Origin of the sequence: Tsuneonella amylolytica (assembly GCF_003626915.1) — a bacterium.
GTDB lineage: Bacteria > Pseudomonadota > Alphaproteobacteria > Sphingomonadales > Sphingomonadaceae > Tsuneonella > Tsuneonella amylolytica.
Genome location: NZ_CP032570.1, coordinates 1,938,828 through 1,962,946, shown reverse-complemented (window position 1 = coordinate 1,962,946; position 24,119 = coordinate 1,938,828). Strand labels below are relative to the sequence as shown.

17 protein-coding genes are annotated in these 24,119 nt (G+C 67.1%); 12 read left to right on the top strand and 5 right to left on the bottom strand.

Translation table 11 applies throughout. The annotated features are described in order from the left end of the window. Positions 1–121 precede the first annotated feature (121 nt). The 3 genes from D4766_RS09605 to D4766_RS09595 are packed head-to-tail and all read right to left on the bottom strand — an operon-like array spanning position 122 to position 5,971. On the bottom strand, positions 122–1,567 hold the full coding sequence (locus D4766_RS09605) for an efflux transporter outer membrane subunit (RefSeq protein ID WP_120717264.1): 1,446 nt from the start codon (positions 1,565–1,567) through the stop codon (positions 122–124). Next, positions 1,564–4,776, bottom strand: coding sequence for a multidrug efflux RND transporter permease subunit (locus D4766_RS09600; RefSeq protein ID WP_120717263.1), 3,213 nt, complete (start codon positions 4,774–4,776; stop codon positions 1,564–1,566). The genes D4766_RS09605 and D4766_RS09600 overlap by 4 nt, the downstream gene beginning before the upstream one ends. 7 nt (positions 4,777–4,783) lie before the next feature. Further along, positions 4,784–5,971, bottom strand: coding sequence for an efflux RND transporter periplasmic adaptor subunit (locus D4766_RS09595; RefSeq protein ID WP_120718157.1), 1,188 nt, complete (start codon positions 5,969–5,971; stop codon positions 4,784–4,786). A gap of 193 nt (positions 5,972–6,164) precedes the next feature. Here D4766_RS09595 and D4766_RS09590 point away from each other — a divergent pair, with 193 nt between their 5' ends. The 4 genes from D4766_RS09590 to D4766_RS09575 all read left to right on the top strand — a co-directional run bounded on the left by D4766_RS09590 (position 6,165) and on the right by D4766_RS09575 (position 13,011). Then, positions 6,165–6,764 (top strand): TetR/AcrR family transcriptional regulator, encoded by a 600-nt coding sequence (locus tag D4766_RS09590; protein ID WP_120717262.1) that lies wholly within the window; start codon positions 6,165–6,167, stop codon positions 6,762–6,764. 232 nt (positions 6,765–6,996) lie between these two features. Continuing rightward, positions 6,997–8,331: an efflux RND transporter periplasmic adaptor subunit gene (locus D4766_RS09585; protein WP_120717261.1), complete on the top strand. Its 1,335-nt coding sequence runs from the start codon at positions 6,997–6,999 to the stop codon at positions 8,329–8,331. A gap of 52 nt (positions 8,332–8,383) precedes the next feature. Beyond that, positions 8,384–11,569: an efflux RND transporter permease subunit gene (locus tag D4766_RS09580; protein WP_120717260.1), complete on the top strand. Its 3,186-nt coding sequence runs from the start codon at positions 8,384–8,386 to the stop codon at positions 11,567–11,569. Positions 11,570–11,580: 11 nt separating this feature from the next. Then, positions 11,581–13,011: an efflux transporter outer membrane subunit gene (locus D4766_RS09575; RefSeq protein WP_120717259.1), complete on the top strand. Its 1,431-nt coding sequence runs from the start codon at positions 11,581–11,583 to the stop codon at positions 13,009–13,011. Positions 13,012–13,108: 97 nt separating this feature from the next. Here D4766_RS09575 and D4766_RS09570 read toward each other — a convergent pair whose 3' ends face one another. Both D4766_RS09570 and D4766_RS09565 read right to left on the bottom strand, forming a co-directional pair. After that, positions 13,109–13,864, bottom strand: coding sequence for a 3'-5' exonuclease (locus tag D4766_RS09570; protein ID WP_194955758.1), 756 nt, complete (start codon positions 13,862–13,864; stop codon positions 13,109–13,111). A gap of 264 nt (positions 13,865–14,128) precedes the next feature. Further along, entirely contained in the window at positions 14,129–14,824 is a 696-nt protein-coding gene (locus D4766_RS09565; RefSeq protein ID WP_120717257.1) for a class I SAM-dependent methyltransferase, read from the bottom strand. A 64-nt stretch (positions 14,825–14,888) separates the two neighbouring features. Between D4766_RS09565 and D4766_RS09560 the strand changes: the two genes are divergently transcribed. From D4766_RS09560 to D4766_RS09525, 8 genes are all read left to right on the top strand, one after another. Beyond that, positions 14,889–15,239 carry a hypothetical protein gene (locus tag D4766_RS09560; RefSeq protein WP_120717256.1) on the top strand — a complete coding sequence of 117 codons (351 nt, stop codon included), beginning with the start codon at positions 14,889–14,891 and terminating at the stop codon, positions 15,237–15,239. Positions 15,240–15,355: 116 nt separating this feature from the next. After that, positions 15,356–15,793, top strand: coding sequence for a MerC domain-containing protein (locus D4766_RS09555; RefSeq protein WP_325049076.1), 438 nt, complete (start codon positions 15,356–15,358; stop codon positions 15,791–15,793). A gap of 41 nt (positions 15,794–15,834) precedes the next feature. Then, complete coding sequence (locus D4766_RS09550) at positions 15,835–17,955, top strand: TonB-dependent receptor domain-containing protein (RefSeq protein WP_120717254.1); 2,121 nt, start codon at positions 15,835–15,837, stop codon at positions 17,953–17,955. A gap of 78 nt (positions 17,956–18,033) precedes the next feature. Continuing rightward, entirely contained in the window at positions 18,034–18,585 is a 552-nt protein-coding gene (locus D4766_RS09545; RefSeq protein ID WP_120717253.1) for a Fur family transcriptional regulator, read from the top strand. Further along, complete coding sequence (locus tag D4766_RS09540) at positions 18,579–20,672, top strand: TonB-dependent siderophore receptor (protein WP_120717252.1); 2,094 nt, start codon at positions 18,579–18,581, stop codon at positions 20,670–20,672. The genes D4766_RS09545 and D4766_RS09540 overlap by 7 nt, the downstream gene beginning before the upstream one ends. 10 nt (positions 20,673–20,682) lie before the next feature. Beyond that, positions 20,683–21,423 (top strand): ABC transporter ATP-binding protein, encoded by a 741-nt coding sequence (locus tag D4766_RS09535; RefSeq protein WP_120717251.1) that lies wholly within the window; start codon positions 20,683–20,685, stop codon positions 21,421–21,423. After that, positions 21,420–22,856 carry an ABC transporter permease gene (locus D4766_RS09530; RefSeq protein WP_120717250.1) on the top strand — a complete coding sequence of 479 codons (1,437 nt, stop codon included), beginning with the start codon at positions 21,420–21,422 and terminating at the stop codon, positions 22,854–22,856. The genes D4766_RS09535 and D4766_RS09530 overlap by 4 nt, the downstream gene beginning before the upstream one ends. Beyond that, positions 22,856–24,115, top strand: a complete 1,260-nt coding sequence (locus D4766_RS09525; RefSeq protein ID WP_120718156.1) for a DUF3526 domain-containing protein — start codon at positions 22,856–22,858, stop codon at positions 24,113–24,115. Before D4766_RS09530 ends, D4766_RS09525 begins: the two co-directional genes overlap by 1 nt. Positions 24,116–24,119 lie beyond the last annotated feature (4 nt).

Below are 24,119 nucleotides of genomic sequence, written 5' to 3'. Positions count from 1 at the left end.
TTTCCATGCGGGCCCGGCAGAGCTAGGCTGGCCGCCGTTCAACGATACACCGAGACGCGCATGACCACCGCCGTTTTCCCGCCGGAGACGACGGCGCGGGGCGAATAACCGGCAGCCTCAGTCAGCCTGCCGGGGCCTCTGGATCGACCCCGAGCTGGTCGCCGCCCAGGGCCCGGTACACCGCGATCCGGTTGAGCAGGGTCGTGAGTTCGATCCGGACGAGCTGCTGGCGCGCGGCGAAGGCGTTGCGCTGGGCGATCAGGCTGTCGAGGAAGCTGTCCACCCCGTTGCGGTAGCGCGCATCGCTGAGCCGGACGCTCGTGGTCGCGGCGGCGGCGTTGTCGCGCGCGTCGCGCGCGCGCTCGCCCAGCGTGCCCTGGTCGGCCAGCGCGTCCGACACTTCGCGAAAGGCCGTCTGGATCGTCCCCTCGTACGAAGACAGCGCGGCGTCGCGCTGCGCCTCGGTCACTTCGACCCGCGCGCGGCGGCCGCCTGCGTCGAAGATCGAGTATCCGACGCCCGCGCCGGCCGACAGGCGGAACGCGCCGCCGGTGAAGAGGTCGGTCAGTGCGGTGCTGGCCAAGCCGAGAAGCCCGGTAAGCGACAGCGACGGGAACAGCGCCGCCCGCGCGACCGCGATGTCCGCACCGGCCGCGCGAAGACGGTATTCGGCTTCGATCACGTCCGGCCGGCGCAGGAGGACGGACGAATCGAGCCCGGCGGGCAGCGTTGCGAACGTCGGGCCGATTTCTTCGATGGAATTCGGCAGCAGTGCCGCGTCGAACTCGGTGCCGACGAGCAGGCGCAGAAGATTGCGGTCCTGCGCCAGCGCGGTCTTCTGTTCGCCGATCGCGATCTCGGCGCTGGCGAGAACCTGCTGCGCCTGCGCCAGATCGGTGCGCGGCGCGATACCGCCCTTCAGGCGCAGGTCCGTCAGCCGTACGCTTTCGCGCGCATTGGCCGCGGTCTGTTCGGCGATGGCGAGAAGATCCCGGTCGGCGGCATACGTCGCCCATGCGGACGCGATGTCGGCCACGATGCCGAGCCGAACGGTCCGCGCGAACGCCTCGGTCGCGAGCGCCCGTTCGCGGTCGGCCTCGGTCGCATTGGCGTAGCGGCCGAAGAGGTCGAGCTCGTAGCTCGAAACCCCGCCCTGCACGGAATAGGAGGTACGGGTGCCGCTGCCGTTGCCGCTGCCGGTATTCGTGCCGGAACCGGCCGTGCTTCCGCGCGAGACGTCGACCGAACCATTCACGCCCACCTGCGGGAACTGTGCCGAGCGCGTGACGCGAACCTGCGCCCGCGCGGCGGCGAGGTTGGCCGCCGCCACCCGCAGGTCGCGGTTCTCGATCAGCGCGGTGGCGACGAGCTGCTGGAGCCGCGGATCGGTGAAGACCTGGGTATAGGACACGATCGGCAGCGCCGCTTCCGATTGCGCGAGATACGCGTCGCCGACCGGCCACGATAGGGGGACCGGCGGCGGGGGCGGACCGGCGACCGGCGGCGCAACAGAGCACGCGGCGAGCGACAGCGCGGCGGTGCCGGATATCAGGACCCGGGCGATCATGCGGGCGCCCCGTCGGGTTCGCCAGCGGGAGTTTCTTCGTCCCGCTTCATCCGGCCCTTCACCGCCGCGATCCCGTCGCGCACGCCGCGGCGCACCAGGACGAAGAAAAGCGGGATGTAGAAGATTGCGAGCAGGGTCGCCGCCAGCATGCCGCCGATCACCGCGGTGCCGATGGCGATGCGGCTGTTCGCGCCCGCCCCCGACGAAATCGCGAGCGGCAGGCACCCGAAGATGAAGGCGAAGCTCGTCATCAGGATCGGCCGCAAGCGGATGCGCGCCGCCTCCAGCGCGGCGTCGATGACGCGCGCCCCCTTGCGCTCCGCCTGTTCGGCGAACTCGATCATCAGAATGGCGTTCTTGGCGGCGAGGCCCATCGTCGTGAGCAGGCCGATTTGCAGGTAGACGTCGTTCTCCAGCCCCCGCAGCGTCGTCGCGGCGATCGCGCCGAGCAGGCCCACGGGGATCACCAGCAGCACGGCCACCGGGATCGACCAGCTTTCGTACAGCGCCGCCAGGCACAGGAACACGACGAGCAGCGACAGCGCATAGAGGAGGGGCGCCTGGCTCGAGGCGTTGCGCTCCTCGTACGACGATCCCGACCAGGCGACGCTGGTGCCCGGGAACTTCGCCGCCAGTTCGGCGATCGCGTTCATCGCATCGCCCGAACTCACCCCGGTTGCCGCCTGGCCGGAGAACGAGGCCGATGGCACGCCGTTGAAGCGCGAAGTGCTCGGCGGGGCGCTCGACCAGTCGAGCTGCGCGAAGGCGGTGAACGGCGTCATCTGGCCGTTGCTGCCGCGCACGAACCACTGGCCGAGGTCGCTCGGCTGCGAGCGGTATTCGGCATCGCCCTGGACATAGACCTGCTTCACCCGCCCCTTGTCGATGAAATCGTTGACGTACCGGCCGCCCCAGGCGGTCGCGATCGTCGAATTCACGGCATCCTGCGTGAGGCCATAGGCCGCCAGGCGCTGGGGATCGATGTCGACCTTCAGCGTCGCAAGGTCGGGCAAATCGCTGAGGCGAACCCCGGTAAGCCGGGGATCCTGGTTTGCGTCTTCCAGCAGTGCGTCACGGTATTCCTCGAACTTCTCGGACGGCAGGCTGCCGGTGTTGCGGAATTCCATCGAGAACCCGTTGGACGACGACAGCCCGCGCACGGCGCCCGGCACGTTCACGAACACGCGCGCATCGCGCAGGCCGCGAAACGCGGCGGTGGCGCGGTCGGCGATGGCCTGTGCGGTATTCTCCTCGCCCGGCCGTTCGTCCCAGTCGACGAGCTTCATGAAGGCGAGGCCCTGGTTCTGGCCGCCCGCCCCGCGCCCGCCGCCCGCAAGGACGAACAGGACGCTGATGTTGTCTCCCTCTTCTTCGAGAAAGTATTTCTGGATCGAATCCGCGACTTCCTGGCTGCGGACGATCGTCGCGCCCGGCGGCAGCTGGTACTGGACGAAAACGCCGCCCTGGTCCTCGTTGGGCAGGAAGCCGGTCGGCAGGCGGACGAACAGAACCGCCAGCAAACCGACGAGCGCGACATAGATGCCGAGGAACAGCCACTTGCGCTCGACGATCTGGCGCACCCGGTCGCGGTAGCCGTTCGACATCCGCTCGAAGCCCGAGTTGAACCGGTCGGTGCCGCGTTCGAACAGATGCTGCGCGCGGGGGAAGCGGCGCGCCAGCCAGCCGGGCGAGGCCCGCTCCTCGTCCTTGCGCTTCAGCAGATTGGCGGTGAGCGCCGGGCTGAGGATCAGCGCCACGAAGACCGACAGCACCATCGCCGAGACGATCGTGATCGAGAACTGCTTGTAGATGACGCCCGTCGATCCGCCGAAGAACGCCATCGGCAGGAACACCGCGGACAGCACCAGCGCGATGGCGATCAGTGCGACCTGGATCTCGTCCATCGACTGGATCGTCGCCTCTCGCGGCGTCATGCCCGGGTTCTCTTCCATCAACCTCTCGACGTTCTCGACCACCACGATCGCATCGTCGACGAGAAGGCCGATCGACAGCACCAGGCCGAACAGGGTCAGCGTGTTGATGGAAAAGCCTGCGATGGAGAACACCGCGAACGTGCCGAGCAGCACGACCGGCACCGCGATCGCCGGCACCAGCGTCGCGCGCCAGCTCTGGAGGAAGACGAACATCACGATCATCACGAGGACGATCGCTTCCAGCAGCGCCTTCTGCACTTCTTCCACCGACAGCTTGATGAAAGCCGTGGAATCGTTGGCGTATCCGACCACGAGCCCTTCGGGCAAGGTTGGTTTCAGCTGGTCCACCTGCTGCTTCACCGCTTCGGCCGTCGCCAGCGCGTCGGCGCCCGGCGAGAGCGAGATGGAGATGCCGGCGCCCGGATGGCCGTTGACCCGGCGCCGCGTGTCGTATCCTTGCGCGCCGAATTCGACACGGGCGACATCGCCTAGGCTGACGGTCGAACCGTCGGGGGCGGTCTTGAGCACGATGGCCCGGAACTGCTCGGGCGTCTGCAGCTTGGACATCGCGGTGACCGACGCGCTGAGCATCTGGTCGTCGGGCGCCGGAAGGCCGCCCACCTGGCCCGCGGCGACTTCGGTGTTCTGCGCCTGCACGGCAGAGATCACGTCGCTCGGCATCAGCCCTACCCCGGCAAGGCGATGGGGGTTGAGCCAGATGCGCATCGCCCGCGAAGAGCCATAGACGTTGACGTCGCCCACCCCGTCGACGCGCGACAGCGGATCCTGGATCGACGAGATGAGGTAATCGGATACGTCGTCGCTGGTGCGCGTATCGGTCGCGTCCCAGACGACGACGGTCAGCAACTGGTCGGGGTTCGATTTCGTGACGCGCACCCCTTGCGTCTGCACCGGCTGCGGCAGGCGTGAGATCGCCGCCTGCACCTTGTTCTGCACCTGGACCTGCGCAATGTCGGGGTCGGTCCCCTTGGCGAAGGTCGCGGTGATCGAGGCGGATCCTTGCGACGAGGATTGCGAGCTGAAGTACAGCAGACCGTCGAGCCCGCTGAGCTGCTGTTCGATGATCTGGGTGACGCTGTTCTCGACCGTTTCGGCCGACGCGCCGGGATAGCTGGCGCGGATGTTGACGTTCGTCGGCGCAATGTCGGGATACTGTTCGATCGGCAGCGTTACCAGCGCGCCGAGCCCGCCCAGCATCACGATAATGGCAAGGACCCAGGCAAAGATCGGGCGATCGATGAATATCCGCGACATCGGCGGATCAGCTCCCGCGGCCGTTCGGACCGGCGCCTTCGCCGCCGGGCGGCGGGGCCTGTAACTTCTGCGGCGCGGAGGCCGGCACGGGCTTGATGGCGGCGCCGGATTTGAGCTGGTTCAGGCCCTGCGTAATGATCTTCGCACCCGGCTGGAGGCCGGACGTCACGACCCAGTTGGTGCCCGAAGTCCGCTCCGCCTCGACGGCGCGGCGCACGGCCTTGCCGTCCTTGCCGACCAGGAAGACGTACCCCTTGCCGTTGAAATCGCGCTGCAGAGCGGACTGGGGGACGAGATAGGCGCCCTTCTCCACCGCCTGGTCGAGGATCGCGGTCACGAACATGCCGGGCAGCAGCAGGCCCTGCGGATTGGGGAAGCGGGCGCGCAGGGTCACGGTGCCGGTGTCCTGGCTGACGGTGACTTCGGAAAACTGCATCGTGCCGGTCGAACCGTACATGCTGCCGTCGTCGAGGCGGAGGCGAACCGTGGTGCTGCCGGCCGACGCGCCGTTGCCCGCCAGCTTCTGGCGCAGCGCGGTGAGATCGGCGGCCGATTGCTGCATGTCGACATAGACACTGTCGGTGCGCTGGATCACCGCCAGCGGATCCGGCTGGGTCGTCCCCACAAGCGCGCCTTCGGTCACCAGCGGCCGGCCGATCCGGCCCGAGATCGGCGCAGGCACGGTGGTGAAGCGCAAGTTGATGTTCGCGGTGTCGAGGCTCGCGCGCTGCTGCGCGACCGCTGCCCGGGCCGCGTTGGCGGCGGCGGCGGCATCGTCGTAGTCCTGCTTCGAGACCGCTTCCATGTCGGCAAGCGGCTTGTAGCGGGCGGCCTTGGCGCTCGCCGCGCGTGCATTCGCCTCCGCGCTGGCCACGTTAGCGCGCGCCTCAGCCGCGGCTGCGCGGTAGAGCGAGGAATCGATCTGGAACAGCGGCTGCCCGGCACGCACGTAGCCACCGGGCTGGAACAGGACCCGGCGCACCAGCCCGGTGATCTGCGGCCGGACCTCGCTCGTCTCCTGCGCAACGACGCGTCCTGCCAGCGTGCTCGGCAAGGCGACGTCGGTCGGCTGCACCACGACGAATCCGACGGTCGTGGGTCGTTCCTGGCGCCCTTCTTCCTCGCCGCCGGAACAGGCGGCGAGCAACAGCAACAGGGCAATGGCGGCGCCGCTGCGTCGCACGGAAGTAGGCATGATCGTATCCAATGGTTCGGGCGGGCTTTCGGGAAAGTCCCCATCAAGCGCAAGCGGCAACCCGGTTGGGACAGCTGGCTGTTACAATTTATTACGCGGCGACCGTAAGGCTCGCGACGAACCGCGACGACCGTGTGGCGGTAACGCCGGATCGGCCTTGCATCATCTCGGCAAAATTACCATACTGTCCAGTATGGAAAAGCTCGCAACCCGGGGTCGCCCGCGGGAGTTCTGTCCCGACGAGGCGCTCGCTTCCGCCCTCCAGGTATTCTGGACGAAGGGTTACGAGGGCGCGTCGCTGTCCGACCTGACCGATGCGATGGGCATTACCCGCCCCAGCCTCTACGCCGCGTTCGGCAACAAGGAGGCGCTGTTCCGCCAGGCTCTCGACCTCTACCAGCGCGACAAGACCGCCTATATCGGCGAGGCCATGCGCGAGCCGACCGCGCGCGCCGTGGCGCAGTACCTTCTGCACGGTGCTGTCGATACCGCGACCGGCGGCGAATGCCGGGGGTGCATGGGCGTAATCTCGACCGTCGCCTGCCAGAGCGTCGAGCCCTCGATCCGCGACGACGTGAACCAGCGTGCCGAAGCGGCGAAGGCGCTGATCGTCGAGCGGATGCAGCAAGCCATCGATGCCGGCGAATTCGTCGTCCCCACGCAAGCCGACGCCATAACCCGGTACCTCCTCGCGATCATGCAGGGCATTTCGGTCCAGGCGCAATCGGGCGCAACGCGGGCCGAACTCATGGGCGTGGCCGATGCCGCGCTGGCCGCATGGCCTTCGAAATAAGGCGCTTTTCGCTGCACTGCGAAAAAATATCGGTCGGTATATAAATAGCGCTTGACCTGAACGCCAGATTACATACTTAGCGGTACATATCGCGGTCGAGCCGGTTCATGCCGTCTCGCGTGGCGGGTGCTCGCGCCTTTCTTCCACACCGTGAACGCAATCACCCGGCCGCGGCGAGGCTCGCTTCCGGGACCGACGACGCACGCCTGCATGGCACGGGGATGGCATTCTCATGTTCGACACACCTTTCGACCGCTACGACGATCTGGCCGCAGCCGCCCGGATCGAGGAAGCGGACACCGACGATCATATCGACGGGTCGATCCCTCTTTCACCGGGTGAGGCGCAGGCAGCCGAAAGAGGCCGGCCTCGCCGGATTTGGCTGATTGCGCTGGTCCTCGCCGTGGCTGCCATCGGTTCTTGGTGGCTCTTGCGCGGCGGCACCCCCGCCCCCGCCGCGATGCCGGTCCCTGTCGTGACCGCCGCCACCCCACTCGAGAGGCAGGTGACCGAGTGGGACGAATTCGTCGGCCGGTTCAAGGCGACGAAATCGGTCGAGGTTCGCCCGCAGGTGTCGGGACAGATTTCCCGCGTACACTTCACCGACGGCCAGTACGTCCGCGCGGGGGCGCCGTTGTTCACCATCGACGGGCGCACCTACCGCGCCGCTCTGGCACAGGCGCAGGCGGACGTCGCCCGGGCATCGAGCGCGCTGTCTCTGTCGCAGGCAAACCTCGCCCGCGCGCAGCGACTGGTGTCGGAAGACGCTGTCGCCGCGACCGAGATCGACAGGCTGCGGGCGGAGGTGCGCAGCAACCAGGCCGCCCTGCAGGCCGCCCGCGCGGCGACCTCCGCCCGTTCGATCGACGTCGGTTTCACCACCGTTCGCGCGCCGATATCCGGCCGGATTTCCGATCGCCGCATCGATGCCGGCAACCTCGTGTCGGGCGGCGGGGGCGAAAGCGCCACGCTGCTGACCACCATCAACGCGGTCGATCCCGTCTATTTCGAGTTCGCCGGATCGGAAGCGCTCTATCTCAAGGCGCAGCGCGACGGCCTATTCAAGGGCACCGACGTCGAAATCCGCCTTGCCGACGAGCCCGACTATCGTTGGCGCGGCAAGCTCGACTTCACCGACAACGGCCTCGACGCGAACTCCGGCACGATCCGTGCCCGCGCAGTGGTCGCCAACCAGGGCGGCGTGCTGGCACCGGGCCTGTTCGGCCGGATGCGCCTCGCCACCGGCGGCACCCGCGCAGCGCTGCTCGTGCCCGATACCGCGATCACGACCGACCAGACCCGCAAGCAGGTCCTCGTCGTCGGCAGCGACGGTATCGTGGCCGCCCGGACGGTCGTGCTCGGGCCGCAGGTCGGCGGGTTACGGGTGATCGAGAAGGGGCTGAAGCCCACCGACCGTGTCGTGATCAAGGGCGTGCAGATGGCGATGCCGGGCCAGAAGGTCCGCGCCCAGCCGGGCCGGATCACCGCAGCCTCGGCGACCGCACCGACAGCACAGCCGGAGGCCGAACAGGTCTCGCGCGCGGCATTCGCCACGCTCGCCAACTAAAAATTCAAACTTTTCAGCGGCTCGTCACCGAACGACGCCCGGAGTCCGCCCGATGCGCATGTCCCGTTTCTTCATCGACCGCCCCATCTTCGCCGCCGTGATCGCCGTGCTGATCACGCTGGTGGGAGCGATCGCCTACTTCTTCCTGCCGGTCAGCCAGTATCCCGACATCGTTCCGCCGACGGTCACGGTGAATGCGGTCTATCCCGGCGCCTCGGCGGAAACGGTGGCCGACACCGTCGCCAACCCGATCGAGCAGGAGATCAACGGCGTCGACGGCATGCTGTACCAGTCGAGCGAATCGACCGGCGACGGGCGGATGACGATCACCGTCACCTTCAAGCCCGGCACCGATCTCGACGAGGCGCAGGTGCTCGTTCAGAACCGCGTCGCCATCGCCGAGGCACGCCTGCCCGAGGAAGTCCAGCGGCTCGGCATCGTCACGCGCAAGACGACGCCCGACTTCCTCATGGTGGTCAATCTCGTCTCGCCCGACGGGTCGCTCGACCGCGAATACATCTCGAACTATGCGCAGACCCGGATCAAGGATCGGCTTGCCCGGCTCGACGGCGTCGGCGACGTCCAGCTGTTCGGCCAGCGCGAGCTCGCGATGCGCGTCTGGATCGACCCCGGCCGCGCCGCCGCGCTCGGCCTGACCGGCAGCGACATCGTGCGCGCGCTGCGCTCGCAGAACGTGCAGGTCGCGGCCGGCACGCTGGGCCAGCAGCCGAGCCCCGACGCCGCCTTCCAGCTCAACGTCGAGACGCAAGGGCGCTTTACCGACCCGGCGCAGTTCGGCCAGGTCGTGATCCGCACCGACGATCAGGGCCGGCAAGTCCGGGTGAACGACGTCGCGCGGGTCGAGATCGGCGCGGCGGACTACGCCACGAGCGCCTACCTCAACGGCGACGATTCCGTGATCCTTCCGGTGTTCCAGAAGCCCGGCTCGAACGCGCTCGCCGCTGCCGAGGGCGTGAAAGCCACGATGGACGACCTTGCCGCATCGTTCCCGCACGATCTCGAATACCGCATCGTCTACAACCCCACCGAATTCATCGCGCAGTCGATCGACGCGGTGCTGCATACCCTGCTCGAGGCGATCGTGCTGGTCGTGCTCGTCATCATCGTCTTCCTGCAGAAGGCGCGCGCATCCATCATCCCGGTGCTGGCGATCCCGATCTCGCTGGTCGGCACGTTCGCGGTGCTGGCGATGGCGGGTTATTCGCTCAACAACCTGTCGCTGTTCGGGCTGGTGCTGGCCATCGGTATCGTGGTCGACGACGCGATTGTCGTGGTCGAGAACGTGGAGCGAAACCTCGAGGCGGGTTTCTCCCCGCTCGAAGCCGCGCGGCGATCGATGGACGAGGTAGGCGAGGCGTTGGTCGCCATCGTGCTGGTGCTGTGCGCGGTGTTCGTGCCCACGCTGTTCATGGACGGCCTGTCGGGCGAGTTCTACAAGCAGTTCGCGGTGACGATCTCTGCCGCGACGGTGATCTCGCTGATCGTGTCGCTCACGCTGTCGCCCGCGCTGTCGGCAATGCTGCTGAAGCCGCACGAGGACTTGCCCGCCGACGCGCCGCGCTGGCGTCACGCGATCGAGAACGCGGGCGCGAAATTCAATGCCGCGTTCGAGCGGTTCGCCGACTGGTACGCCAGATGGACCGCGCGCTTCGTCGCGATGCCCAGGCGGATGATGATGACCTACGCCGTTCTCATCGGCCTCACCGGGCTGACCCTGTCCGCCACCCCAACCGGTTTCGTGCCGCAGCAGGACCAGGGTTACTTCGTCAGCGTGATCCAGCTTCCGCCGGGTAGCGCCACCACACGCACCGACGCGGTGATGAAGCAGGTTGCCGACCGCGTCCTCAAGCTCGACGGGATCAAGGGCACGGTCATGCTGTCGGGCTTCGACGGGACCACCCAGACGCAATCGGCCAGTTCGGCGGCGGCCTACTGGGTGCTCGACGACTTCGAGAGTCGTCAGGCCAGGGGCCTCGACGTCGATACCCTCGTCGCCAAAGCGCAGAAGGCGACCGCCGATATCAACGAAGCGCGGCTGATGATCGTCAAACCGCCGGTGATCCAGGGGATCGGCTCGGCGGGCGGCTTCCGCATGATGCTGGAGAACACCTCTGGCAAGGGGTACCGCGAGATGCAGGACGTGGCCAATGCGGTGATCGCCAAGGCCAACACGCAGGAGGGGCTCGCCGGGGTCTATACCTTCTTCGACACCGGCACCCCGCGGGTCAAAGCGGACATCGACCGCGACAAGGCGCAGATGCTGGGGGTTGCGCCTTCGGACATCTTCGACACCCTGTCGGTCTACCTCGGCAGCGCGTTCGTGAACGACTTCAACCTGCTCGGCCGCACCTACCGCGTCACCGCGCAGGCTGACGCGCCCTATCGCAACGACGTGACCGATATCGCCGGTCTCTATGCCCGGTCCGACACCGGGGCGATGGTGCCGCTGGGCTCGCTGGCGACGTTCGAGGACACCACCGGCCCCTACCGCGTGTCGCGCTACAACCTGCAGCCCGCTGTCGCCATCGACGGCGATACTGCGCCCGGAAGCTCCACCGGCCAATCGCTGACGACGATGGAAAAGGTCGCGTCCGAAATCCTGCCGCAGGGCTACGCCACCGAATGGACCGGTATCGCCTACCAGCAAGCGACCACCGGCAACACTGCGGTCTACATTTTCGCCCTCGCGGTGCTGCTCGTCTTCCTGGTACTGGCGGCGCAGTACGAGAGCCTGATCATGCCGCTCGCGATCATCCTGATCGTGCCGATGTGTCTGCTGGCGGCGATGGTCGGCGTGAACCTCAGGGGAATGGACAACAACGTCCTGACGCAGATCGGCCTCATCGTGCTGATCGCGCTGTCGGCCAAGAACGCGATCCTGATCGTCGAATTCGCCCGGCAGGGGGAACGCGATCACGGCCTGTCACCCGTCGATGCCGCGATCGAAGCCGCACGCACCCGCCTGCGCCCGATCCTGATGACCAGTTTCGCCTTCATCCTCGGCTCCGTACCGCTGGTGATCGCGACCGGTGCAGGCGCCGAACTGCGGCAGGCGCTGGGTACCGCGGTGTGCTTCGGCATGCTCGGCGTAACCGGCTTCGGCCTCGTCTTCACCCCCACCTTCTACGTCGTCAGCCGCGCGCTCGGCGACCGGATCGCCGCCTGGCGCGGCCGTCCAGCCACCCGGGGCGACGCGCCCTCCCTGCCGGCCGAATGAGGATGCAACCTATGACCCTTCGTTCTTTCGTACTCGCCGCCGCTTCCGCACTTGCCCTTTCGGCGTGCGCGGCCAACCCGGCCGACGTCGCGACCACTGTCCCCCCCTCCGCGTCGGCCGGGCCGTTCCTTTCCGCCGAGGCCGGGGTGGTCACCCCGTCGCCGCTGCCCGCCGACTGGTGGCGGATGTACGACGATCCCGTGCTCGACGGCTTGGTCGCCGATGCCGCGACCGCCAACACCGATGTCCGCCAGGCGGTCGCCCGTATCGCGCGCGCGCGGGCTGCACTGCGCGGCGCGCGGGCCGATCGGCTTCCGCAGGGCGGGCTCAGCGCCTCGGCGGGGTACGGCCGCACGCCGGAAGGGCAGACCCTGCCGGGCGAGGACCGCAGCGGTGCCGCATTCAGCGTAGGCAGCAACATCGCCTACGAAGTCGACCTGTTCGGGCGTGTCTCGGGCTCGGTCGCGGCGGCGCGAGGCGATCTTGCCGCCGCGCAGGCCGATGCCGACGCGGTGCGGGTGATGGCGATTGCCGACACCACCGAGGCCTATGCCGCCGCCGCCAGCGCCGCTGCCCGGATCGCGACGGCGCGCTCGATCGTCGGCCTGCTCGACGACAGCCTGCGGCTCACCCGCAAGCGGCACGATGCCGGCCTGACCGACGGTCTGGCGGTTGCCCGTATCGAAGCTCTGCGCGAACAACGCGCCGCCACGATCCCGGCGATCGAGGCGGAGCGCAATGCCGCGCTGTTCGCCCTCGCGACGCTCACCGGTCGCACACCCTCGCAGCTTCCCGGCATTGCCGGCGAACGTTCGCTGCCGCTCGAGATCACCGCCCCGCTTCCGGTAGGCGACGGGGCACAGCTCCTCGCCCGCCGGCCCGACGTGCGGGCGGCGCAGCAGCGATTGCTGGCCGATACCGCCCGGATCGGTGTCGCCCGCGCCGACCTCTATCCGCGCATTACGCTGGGCGGTTCGGTGGGGTCGACGGCGTCCAGCCTCGGCAACCTGTTTTCCGGTGGGCCGCTCGGGTTCCTGCTCGGTCCGCTGGTCGACTGGGCGTTCGTCAACCGCGAACCGGTTCGCGCGCGGATCGATGCGGCGGGTGCGGATGCGCAAGGATCGCTGGCCGCGTTCGACGGAACGATCCTGACCGCGCTCAGGGAAACCGAGACCGCACTGTCCGATTACGCTCGCGCGATCGAGCAGCGACGCGCGCTGACCGCCGCGCAGAATGCCGCCGAGCGTGCCGCGCGCATTACCCGCGCCCAGAACCGCGAAGGCGTGGTCGATTCGCTGCAGACGCTCGACGCCGAACGCACGCTTGCCGAGGCGCAGGCCGCCCTCGCCGATCAGGATACGCTCGTCTCGCAGCGCCAGATCGCGCTGTTCCGCGCGCTTGGCGGGGGCTGGTCGCCGTCTGCCGTGGTGGCCGCGCGATGAGGCGCGGTTCCTGGTGGGACAGCCACCGCGACGCGGTATGGTCGGCCGGGCTGGGCTTCGCTGTGACGACGGCTGCCCTCGTCCTTTCGATCCTCGGCTAGAGAAGCTCGCCCTGCGCCGGCCCGGTGCCGGAGGCCGGAGCGACGCCGAACCGGCGCTCGACCTCTTTCTGCGCCGAGAAGCGCACGTCCTCGTTACGGTCCGCCGTGTAACCCCGCACGGCTTCGTCATCGAGCTCGTGCCAGTAACGGCCGCGATCCGCTCCGTACGGGACGCGGGGGAGCAATCCCGGCTCGGCGCTCCACGCCAGCAATGTGTCGAGACCAGCCGCGTTTAGCTGATCGCGCAAGTGGTGGGCCGTTACGTAGGCATCGGGAAAGGCGCGGTGGACCGGCAGACCCTTCGATTGGTCGAGGCCTTCCGGCATCCGCCAGTACCGCAGCACCTGGTTCGAGAAGCTCGGACTGTCGGGCCACAGCCGCAGCGCGCATTTCCAGGTGCAGATCCACCGCGCACCGCCCGACAACTTGGGCGTGCAGAAGCGCTGCTCGAACGATGCCCGGTGCGCCGCGAGCGCGACTGCCCCGCCTTCCGGTCGCAGGATCGCGGGCGCGATATCCGCCCAGAACGCGGCGCCCCGGACGTCGTCGTCCATGATATGGTGCACCGCCATCGTCACCGGCGGGATCGGCCGCCCCGGATCGACGAAGCGCGCACTCCCGTCCGCATCCAGCTCCCATCGGCCATCGCCTTGACGCACGACATCCTGCCAGCCGATCTCGCAAACCGCATGGGCCGGCGGACTGGACCCGGTCGTTTCGAGATCGATCACGCGGACGCGGTTCGGGGACATCATCTACCGAAGGTAGGAAGCGAAGCGGCGATCTGCACGCCCGCTACTGTCCGACCCTTCCAGGCAGCGGTCGCGACCGCCGCAAGCCGCGGTCCCGGCCCTAATCGGGGGTGCTGTATCGCTAAATGGTGCCCAGAAGAGGACAAAAGATGAGCACTCAGATCATTGGCAAATTTTCGCAGATTTGCCCTAGAACTTTCGCTTTGCGCCCAAAGCTCGGTCATTCAACTTTCAAACCGCCGATCGTGAAAGCGGAAGTTGAGGTCAAGCCGTCGCAACCCAGCCGCGCCACGTGAAGGCGGCATAGAACAACTCCACATCGCTGAAGCCGGCGGCGCGCAAGCAATCTTCGTCGTCATCGGGTGTCAGCAGCGCGAGGCTGGCGGACACCGCGGCGCGCGCCTGCTCCGTTTGCGCCGCATCAGCGCCGGAAGCGACTGCGTAGGCTGCGTACCGCTCCAGCCAGCGGGTGCGAGCGGGCTCGTCTTGTGGGAAACTGGAGTGCACCACCACCAGGGGTGCACTCGGCTTCATCCGCCGACGCATCTCCTGCAGCGTACGCAAGCGCTCGGCGCGGTCCAGAAAGTGCAAGGTGAGCAAGCAAGTGGCGGCATCGAAAGGTCCCGGCGGAGCGTCATCGATGTACCCTTCGACCAGCTCGGCTCGGCTTGCGTCTGCGCCTAACGCGTTGCGGGCAAGCTCGAGCATGGGGCCGGCAGGGTCCACGCCAGTGAAGCGCCACTCGGGCTCGGCCGCCGCAAGGGCCCGGAGCTCAAGCCCACCTCCGGCACCAAGGACCAGCACGTGCGCATCGGCTGGCGTGCGTTCTGCTAAAAGAATGCCCGTCATGCGGTGCACTGCTTCCAGGCCTGGGGTGAAGCGCGGTGGCCCCTCAGCGTAAGCCGCGATGCGGTCGGGGTCGGAGAACATGTCTAGGAACATGCGATTGCTGTCTGGCATGGCGCGTCGCTTAGTTCAGAGAACGGCACTTGCAAAGCTTGAATGTAATGTTATTACCTCTCGCGTGCGCCGCCTGTTCCTCTTCGTCATGATGCTTGCCTTCGGCATGACCCAAGTGGCAGCTGCGCCGCTATCGGTATGTCGTCATGCGGATGCCAAAGCTCACGAAGCTGCGCTGACCAGTTCGGACGATATCGTGTCTGCAAGCGCACAAGCTGAGGAAGCGGCGGCTTCGGTCGCCGAGAAAAAAGGGCACGCGGCAGACGGCAGCGTGAACCTAGGCAACATGTTGCTCCCGGACCTCCCTGTGATTGCTGCGGTCGGCATCGAAGATCGAGCTCAACCTGCGCCGGCGGACGGGGCGGTTCTGACCGGGCGTACCATCTCACCCTTGCTCAATCCGCCACTGATCTGAGGCGCTGCCAAGGGATCGGGCACGCTTAAGTGCCCGAATCGCGTCGCCCCAGGGCGTCTCCCCTCGGCAGCTAATCGCCGTCCGCAGCTTTTCCGCGGACCGATGCTTCGTGGCCCATGCGCCCGTCACGCCGGATCCTTTTTCCAATGTCTTCTGCCCCGAGCCCTTGGCTCGACCGCCTGGCGATAGGTGCCTCTGCGGCATGTTTCGCGCACTGCCTGATGCTGCCGTTCCTGATTGCGGCGCTACCTGCCACCGCCAGGGTCTTGAGCCTGCCGGAAGAGGCACATCTCATTGCCTTTGCCTTCGCCGTCCCGGTGAGCGCGTGGGCTGTCCTGCGCGGCTATCGCCACCATGGGGTGATGTACCCGGCCTTGCTCGCCCTGACTGGCCTGTCGCTGCTCGGCATCGGCGCGCTCGCTGGGCTGACGCCGATCACCGAAACCGCGGTCACTGTTGCCGGCAGCGTGCTGCTCGCGGGGGCGCATCTTCGGAACTGGCAGCTGAGCGCCAGCAGATCCCCCAACCGATACGCTGCGCGGGACACGCGCTGAGCTTCTCACTTTCCCTTTCCACGATCCTTTCGGAGTATCCAATGTCCATACGACTGCTTGCTACAACTGCCCTTGCAACGATCTCAGGAGCGGTTGCCGCGCAAGACGAACAGACTGCGACTGGCGCGCGCAGCACGGTGGCCCCGGACCAGATCATTGTGACTGCGCAGCCGCTCGGCCGCACGGCTGACGAGACCACTACGCCCGTGACCGTCATCGCCGGCGACGATCTGATCTATCGCCGGCAGGCCACGCTCGGCGAAACGTTGATGAACGAGCCGGGCATCAATGCCGATACCTTCGGCGGCGGCGCTGCTCGCCCCGTCATCCGTGGCCAGACTTCGCCGCGTATCCGGATCCTGCAGGATGGCGCCCAGATCCAGGACGCCTCCGACGTGTCGCCTGATCACGCCATTTCCAGCGAGCCGCTGCTGCTGCGTCAGATCGAGGTCCTGCGCGGCCCGGCAGCCCTGCTGTATGGCGGTGGAGCCATCTCAGGCGCGGTAAACCTGCTCGATACGCGAATCCCGGAAGAAATCCCCGCACGCGGCATCGCTGCAGTCGCCGAATTGCGCGGGGGCACGGCGGATGACGAGCGGACCGCGGTCGGCGGGGTGACCGTCGGCGCCGGTCCGTTCGCGCTGCGCGCCGAGGGGGTTTACCGCGACAGCGAAGACTATCGCGCGCCCGATTGGGACGAGAACCGCGTTGCCGGTACCTTCAACAGGACCCGGACCGGCACGCTCGGCGGCTCGATCGTGGGCGATAATGGCTATTTCGGCGTCGCCTATACGCGGCAGGAAAGCGAGTACGGCGTACCGGGGCACAACCACGATTACGAAAGCTGCCATCCGCACGGTAGCTCGCTGCATTGTGGTGGCCATGGGCATGAGGAAGAGGAGCATGACCACGATCATGATCACGAGGAGCACAGCGATGTGTTCGTCGACCTCGTAAGCAACCGCTTCGATGTCCGCGGTGAGCTGCGCAATCCCGTGCCCGCGATCGAGCGCATCCGGCTGCGCGGCGGCTTCAGCGATTATCGCCACTACGAACTTCATGCCGAAGAGCACGATCATGACCATGAGGATGAGCATGATCACGCCCACGACGAAGACGATCACGAGCACGAGGCAGGCGAGGAGCCGACCGGGTTCTTCAACAAGGGCCACGACGTCCGCCTCGAAGTCGAGCACGCCCCCATCATGGGTCTGCGCGGAGTGGTCGGTATCCAGAACAGCCGCAGCCGCTTCCGCACCGAGGGCCCTGAGGCCTTCCTGCCTGAGAGCCTGACCAAGAACACCGGCGTGTTCCTGTTCGAAAGCCTGGAAGCGGGGCCGGTTCGCTTCGAACTGGGGGCGCGCAAGGAATGGCAGCGGATCAGGACGGTGGACGGCCGCAGCGCTGAACATTCGCCGTTCTCGATCTCCGGCGCTGGCATCTGGACGTTCTCGCCAGGCTACTCGCTGGCGCTGGGCCTGTCCCGGGCCCAACGCGCGCCGACCAACCAGGAGCTGTTCGCGCGCGGCATTCACCTTGCCACCAATACGTTCGAGATCGGCGATGCGGCGCTCGGCAAGGAGACCGCTCACACGATCGACCTGACCTTCCGCAAAACGCAGGGGCCGACGCGGATCACGCTGAGCGCCTTCCGCAACCAGATCGATAACTACATCTATGCCGATACTCTCGACCGATTCGAGGACTTCCGCCTGATCCGTTATGACCAGCGGGATGCGCGGTTCTGGGGCTTCGAAGGGTCGCTCCGCCAGCAGTTGACCCCCGTGCTCGGGCTCGCGGTGTTCGGCGACTACGTGCGCGCCAAGTTCAGCGAAGGCTTGGACGAGAACCTGCCGCGCATACCGGCGGGGCGTCTGGGCGCGCGTGCGGATGCACGCAGTGGCCCGCTGTTCGGTGAGCTCGAGTTCCAGCACGTGTTCGAGCAGGACAGTGTCGCCGACTTCGAGACGGCGACGCCTGGCTACAACATGCTCAACGCCACGGTCGCTTACCAGCTGCCGCTCGGCCCGGTCCGCAGCGAGGTGTTCCTGCGGGCGACCAACCTGCTGGACGAGCTGGCATACAATCACGTCTCGTTCGTCAAAGAAGCCGCTCCCTTGCGGGGTCGCAATGTCGTGCTCGGGGTGCGCGCCGCCTTTTAGCGGTGCCGGCACGACGGCCGCCGCCGGACACGGGGACCGGCGGCGGTCACTCTTACCAGCAGCAAAAGCGAGAACGGTATGAAGACCTCTGCCGACATGGGCGGTGCCGATAGGATGAGCGAGACGCAGCGCCCGAAGCTCCAGAGCTATCTGGACGCCGGCCGCTCGCGGGGAGTGTCCTGGACGCCCCTGCGGCTGCAGATCATGAAACTGCTCTGGACGCATGATCGCCCGTGGGGGCGGTACGAGCTGGCCGACGCCCTGCGGAAGGGCGGCGCGGAGGTCTACACCAACAGCATCTACCGTATCCTGAGCACTCTTGAAGAGGCCCGGCTAGTCATTCCGATCGCGAGCAGTCGCGCGGTTCAGATCTCGCCCCACCCGCATGAGCACGACTGGGCGTTCGTGCGCTGCTCTCACTGCGAGAAGGCGCGGCTGATCCCGTTCGGTGCTCCGGCCCGCGTGGTTCGGGACGTGATCGGTGCCACGGGTCACATTCCGCAGCAGCTGGTCATCGAATGCGGCGGCGAATGCGCTGCCTGCCAGCCGACGAACCAAGCCACACACCACACCACACCACACCACGTCCGCGACAGCACCGCGGGTCTTAAGCAGAAAGCATCATGTTGATTTCTTCCCACCCTTCCAGACTCGTTTTGCGCTCCTGTGCTGCTGCATGCGCTCTGTGCATCGGAGCAACTTCCGCGCACGCGCAAGCCCAAAATAGCGCCGACGAGGCTTCGCAGCCCGCTGAGCAGGACGAGATTGTCGTGCTTGGCACCCGCAATACTGTTGACCGAACCCTGTCGTCCGACCGCGCGACCGAGCGGATGTCGCAGTCGAGCAGGTCGATCGAGCGCGACATTCTGGACGCGGCCGGGACATACCGGCTTAGCGATGCGCTGGAACTGGTGAGCGGCTTCAGCCAGCAGAACAACCGTGGCGGTGTGATCGATAACTTCGCGGTCCGCGGCTTCCTCGGCACGCCGGATGGTGGTGCGGAGTACTACGTCAACGGCTTCCTCGCTAACCGGGGCATGGCGCCTCCGCGTGACCCCGCGACAACCGAACGCGTTGAGGTTCTGAAAGGACCGGCGGGCGCGCTGTTCGGTGACGTGGACCCCGGCGGGCGCGTGAACATCGTGACCAAGGTGCCGCGCTTCACCCCGCAAGCCAATGTGCTGATCAGCTACGGCTCCTTCGACACGCGCCGAGCCGAGGTCGATGTAACCGGGCCGCTGTCGAGCACGATTGCCGCGCGGATCGTGGTGGCGGCCGAAGACAGCGACGGGTGGCGCGATACCGTGTCGATCCGGCGCCGCATCGTCGCGCCATCGCTAACCTGGCGGCCAAGCGATGCGCTGCGGCTGACCTACGCGGGTGAGTTCAGCCAGTTCGACACGCCGTTTGACCGGGGCATCCCGGCGATTGATGGCGATGCCAATGCCCTGCCTCGGTCCAACTATTACGGAGAGCCTTCGAACGGGCTCACCAGGTCGCGCAATAATCAGCACCAGGTCACCGGTCTGGCGGAGATCGGCGGCAGCTGGACGCTGAACGGCGGCGTGGTCTGGCGCACGGGAACGCTGAAAGGCCTCTCGGCGGATCAGTCGCGTATCGTCGGCACGTCACTGTGGCGCCAGCGCCGGTCGCGGAACTTCAGCGTGGATGATCTCTCCGCCCGGTTGGAGCTCGCCGGGCAGATTGGCGGGCACCGCGTCAGCATCGGCGTGAAGGGCTATCGCTTCTTTTATGGCGAAAGGTGGATGCGCATCAATCCGTCGGCGGGCGCGCCTTATGCCATCGACCTGTTCGATCCGGTGTATGGGTCGACAGCGGCACCGCTGCGCCCGTTCACCAACAATGACGAGAGCCGCTGGGCCGGCACCATCTACGTGCAGGATATGTGGGATGTCACGGACCGGCTGACGCTGGTCGGCGGCGCCCGGATCGACCCCTACCGGCAAACGATCGTCAACAACAACACGGGCGGAACCGGACGCAACATCGACGAACCGGTGAGCTTGCGTGTCGGCGCGCGATACCAGGTAAGCGACGTGGTCGCGGTGCACGCCAACTGGGGCGAGAACTTCTCGCTCAACACCGGCACGGACCGCAACGGGGACGGCTTCGGACCAGAAACCGGCCGGGGCTATGAGCTCGGCATTGCTGCTGACCTGCCCGGCATCGACCTAGCGGCGACCTGGTTCGACATTCGCAAGCGTGACATCCTCACCACCGACCCGGTCGATCCGAGCTATCTCGCCCCGGTAGGGAGCCTCGTCAGTCGCGGCATCGAACTCGACGCGTCCGCGCGGCTCGGCAATCGCTGGCAGATCGTCGCCAACTACGCCTGGCTTGATGCACGGGCCGATGACGAGGCGTTTCCCACGCCCGCCGTGCTCAATGTGCCGGAGCATTCAGGCACGCTGCTGGTGGTGCACCAGATCCCGACCGGCCGCGGCGACTGGCATCTGAGCGGCGGTGTCGCATACGTTGGCGACCGATCGGGATCGGTGGCGGCGACGCCTGTGCTGCTGCCCGGATACGTCAAGGCAAAAGCCGCGATCGAAGCGCCGCTGATGGAGCAGCTCCGCTTCCGTCTGGAGGTCGATAACCTCTTCGACGAGCGATACGCGGCCAGCTCCTACAGCGCGTTGTGGATCTACCCGGGCGCGCCGCGCACCGTTCGCGCCTCCCTCCGCTTCGAAATTTGAGGACCAGCCGATGAGACAAGACCAATCCACACCGATCCTGATCGATCGTCTGGTGCTCGCATATGGCGGGCATCGCGTCCTGGACGGACTTTCGTTGCAGGTCCCGGCAGGCAGCATCACCGCGCTGCTCGGCGGCAACGGGGCCGGCAAGTCGACCACCCTTGCAGCGCTCCTTGGCTTCGTCCGAGCGGACAGCGGGACAATAAGCGTCTGCGGGATCGATCCAGGTAGCAATCCCGACGCGGCGCGCCGCAAGACCGCCTACCTGCCGGAGAACGTCGCGCTCTATGAGCACCTGAGCGCGACCGAAAATGCCGAATACCTGCTGGCGTTGTCGGGCGAGGCGCAGGGCAAGGGCGCGATCACCGATGCCTTTGCCGCGGCCGGTCTGCAGGAGCGCGCCTGGGACGAGCGGCTCGGCGGCTTCTCCAAGGGCATGCGGCAGAAGGTGGCGATCGCCGTCGCCTTGCTACGCCAGGTGCCGGTGCTGCTGCTGGACGAGCCGACCTCCGGCCTCGATCCCCGTGCCACCGCTGACTTCAACGCTCTGCTCAGCAGTGTGCGGGAGCGCGGTACCGCCGTGCTGATGGTCACCCACGATCTGCTGAGCGCCGCCGACGTCGCGGATCGCATCGGATTCCTTGAGGCTGGCCGCATCGTTGAGGAAGTGACCGCATCGGGCCCGGAACGCTTCGACATCCGCGCGCTTCACGCCCGCTTCGCTACCGCGCCGGGGGCGCTGGCGGCATGAGCCCCGTCCGCCTTATCGCTGCGGACGAGCTTCGACTGATGCGCCGCAATCGTGTCGCGGTCACCGCCTTTGTCCTGCTCGTCCTTTTAACTCTGGCTGCCGCGCTCACCTCCTGGACGCACCAGCAGGGCATCGCTGACCTGCGCGAACGCCACCAGGCGGCCGCCGCGGAAGCATTCGATGCGCAGCCTGATCGCCACCCGCACCGCGTGGTCCATTATGGCACCTTTATTTATCGGCCATTGAGCCCCCTCGCGGCCTTCGACCCGGGTGTCGATGCATTCACGGGCAGCTCGATGTTCCTTGAGGGGCATCGCCAGAATAGCGCCAATTTCGGCGATGTGCGGCAAAGCTCCCTGCTGATCCGGTTCGGCCAGCTCACCCCCGCCTTCGTGCTGCAGATCGTTGCGCCCTTACTGCTGATCTTCCTCGGCTACGGTGCCGTAGCGCGCGAGCGGGAGCGCGGGACCTTGCGTCTGCTGATGCTGCAAGGTGCCTCGCGCGGGCAGCTGGTCCGCGGCAAGCTCGGCGCGCTGAGCCTCGTCGCCCTGCTGGTCGGCCTGCCGGCGATGATCGGCTTCGCACTGATCGCCGGCGAGCCCGGCGCACTGGCGCTGCCGATGATCGTCGTCGCGCTTGGCTACGGCATCTATCTCGCTGCCTGGGTGGTCGGCATCGTCGCCGTCTCGGCCGCCGCCCAGCGCAGCCGCGACGCGCTGCTTCTCCTGCTCGGTATCTGGGCAGTGGTCGCCATTCTGCTGCCGCGCATCGCGCCTGACGTGGCGAGCGCGGCGGTGCCACTGCGAGACCGGCTGCAGACCGATGTCTCCATCGCTCGCGACCTCCGCCAGATCGGCGATAGTCACAACCCCGACGACCCCCACTTCGCCGAGTTCAAGCAGTCGGTGCTCGACCGCTATGGCGCCGACCGGGTCGAGGACCTGCCGGTCAACTACAAGGGTTTGCTGGCGCTGGAGGGGGAGCGGCTTACCTCCGAGCTGTTCGATCGGTATTCAAACGAGAGCTACGATGCGCAGGCGCGTCAGAACGGCATCATCAACGCGATTGGGCTCGTCAGCCCCACCATCGCACTGCGAAGCCTGTCCATGGCGGCGGCGGGGACTGGCTTCGTGGGTCATCGCCGGTTCCTCGAGCAGGCGGAGGCCTATCGCTACGATGTCGTCCAGCGGTTGAACCAACTGCAGGCCGACAGCGTCTCCTATGCCGACGACACGGCTTCCGACGCCGGTGCGGATCGCCGCAAGCGGATCGAGGCCGGCAATTGGCAGGCGATTCCGGACTTCACCTACCAGGCGCCGGACGGTGCCGCCCTCACAGCCCGCGCCCTGCCGGGCCTCGGGATTGTCCTCGCATGGCTGGTGCTGGCCAGCCTGATGCTGTGGCGCGCAACGCGCCGGCTGGGAGCCAAGTGATGCGTTTGTGGATGTTCGAGCTGCGGCTGCTGCTGCGGGCGCGGCTGGCGGTCATCGCGCTGGCTCTACTAGGGGTGCTGACGGTGGCCGCACTAGGGACGGGCATGGCGGAAGTGTCGCGGCAGCGCGCGCAGATCGCCGCCATTCCGGAGGCGCAGGCGGAGGACATCGCCGCCGTCGCCGATTATGTCGTCCGGACGGAGGATGCGGGCAGCGCGGCCTATTACAGCTTCCATCCCACGTGGGATGCGCCTTCGCCGCTTGCGTTCGCCGCGCTCGGCATGCGTGACGTATCGCCGTTCATCCTGCGCGTGCGAGCACTGGGGCTGGAGGCGCAGGTCTACGATGGCGACGTGTTCAACCCGGAGCTGGCTCTGCCGGGGCGGTTCGACTTCGCCTTCGTGCTGGTCTTCCTCGCGCCCCTGTTTGCGCTCGTGCTGTTCCACGATCTCACCTCGTCGGAGCGCGAGGCGGGCCGGCTGCGGACGCTGGAGGCGCTGCCCGTCGGCGGGCGCAGGCTGTGGCGTCGCCGTGTACTGCTTCGGTTCGCCTTGCTGTTTGCGATGATCGCGGTGCCGTTCGCGGCCGCTGCAGCGCTGTCCGCCGTTCCGATTGCCACCACGTTTGCCGTGATTGGCATCGCCGGCGCTTACCTCTTGTTCTGGACCTTGCTCGCGCTGCTGGTTGCGCGCCTGCGATGGAGCTCGGTCGCGAATGCGGCGACGTTGGCGGCGGTCTGGATCGTGCTGGTGCTAGTGCTGCCGACGCTCGCCCATGTGGTCATCAACCGCGCGGTGCCGGTGAACCAAGGGGCCGAGATCGCACTTGCCCAGCGCGAGATGGTCAATCGCGCCTGGGACATTCCGCGCGAAGATACGATGCGGCGCTTCTACGCCAATCATCCGCGGTGGGCCGACTCGCCGCCGCTCACCCACGAGTTTCATTACAAATGGTACTTGGCCTTTCACCAGAATGGGGACGAGAGCGTCGCGCCGTTGGTGCAGAAGTATCGGGCGGGGCTGGAGCGGCGCGCGGCACTGGCCGAAAGCCTGGGCTGGGTTCTCCCGTCCGTCGGCGTGCAGGCGCTGCTGACGCGCATGGCTGACACCGATCTGGAAGCGCAGCTCGCCTACCAAGATCGCATTCGGGCCTACCATGCCCGCCTGCGCGAGTTCTACTACGGCTATCTGTTCCGCGACCTTCCGTTCGGTCGTGCTGACTTCGACCGAGCGCCGAAGTTCGAAGAGGGCAATCAGTGAACGC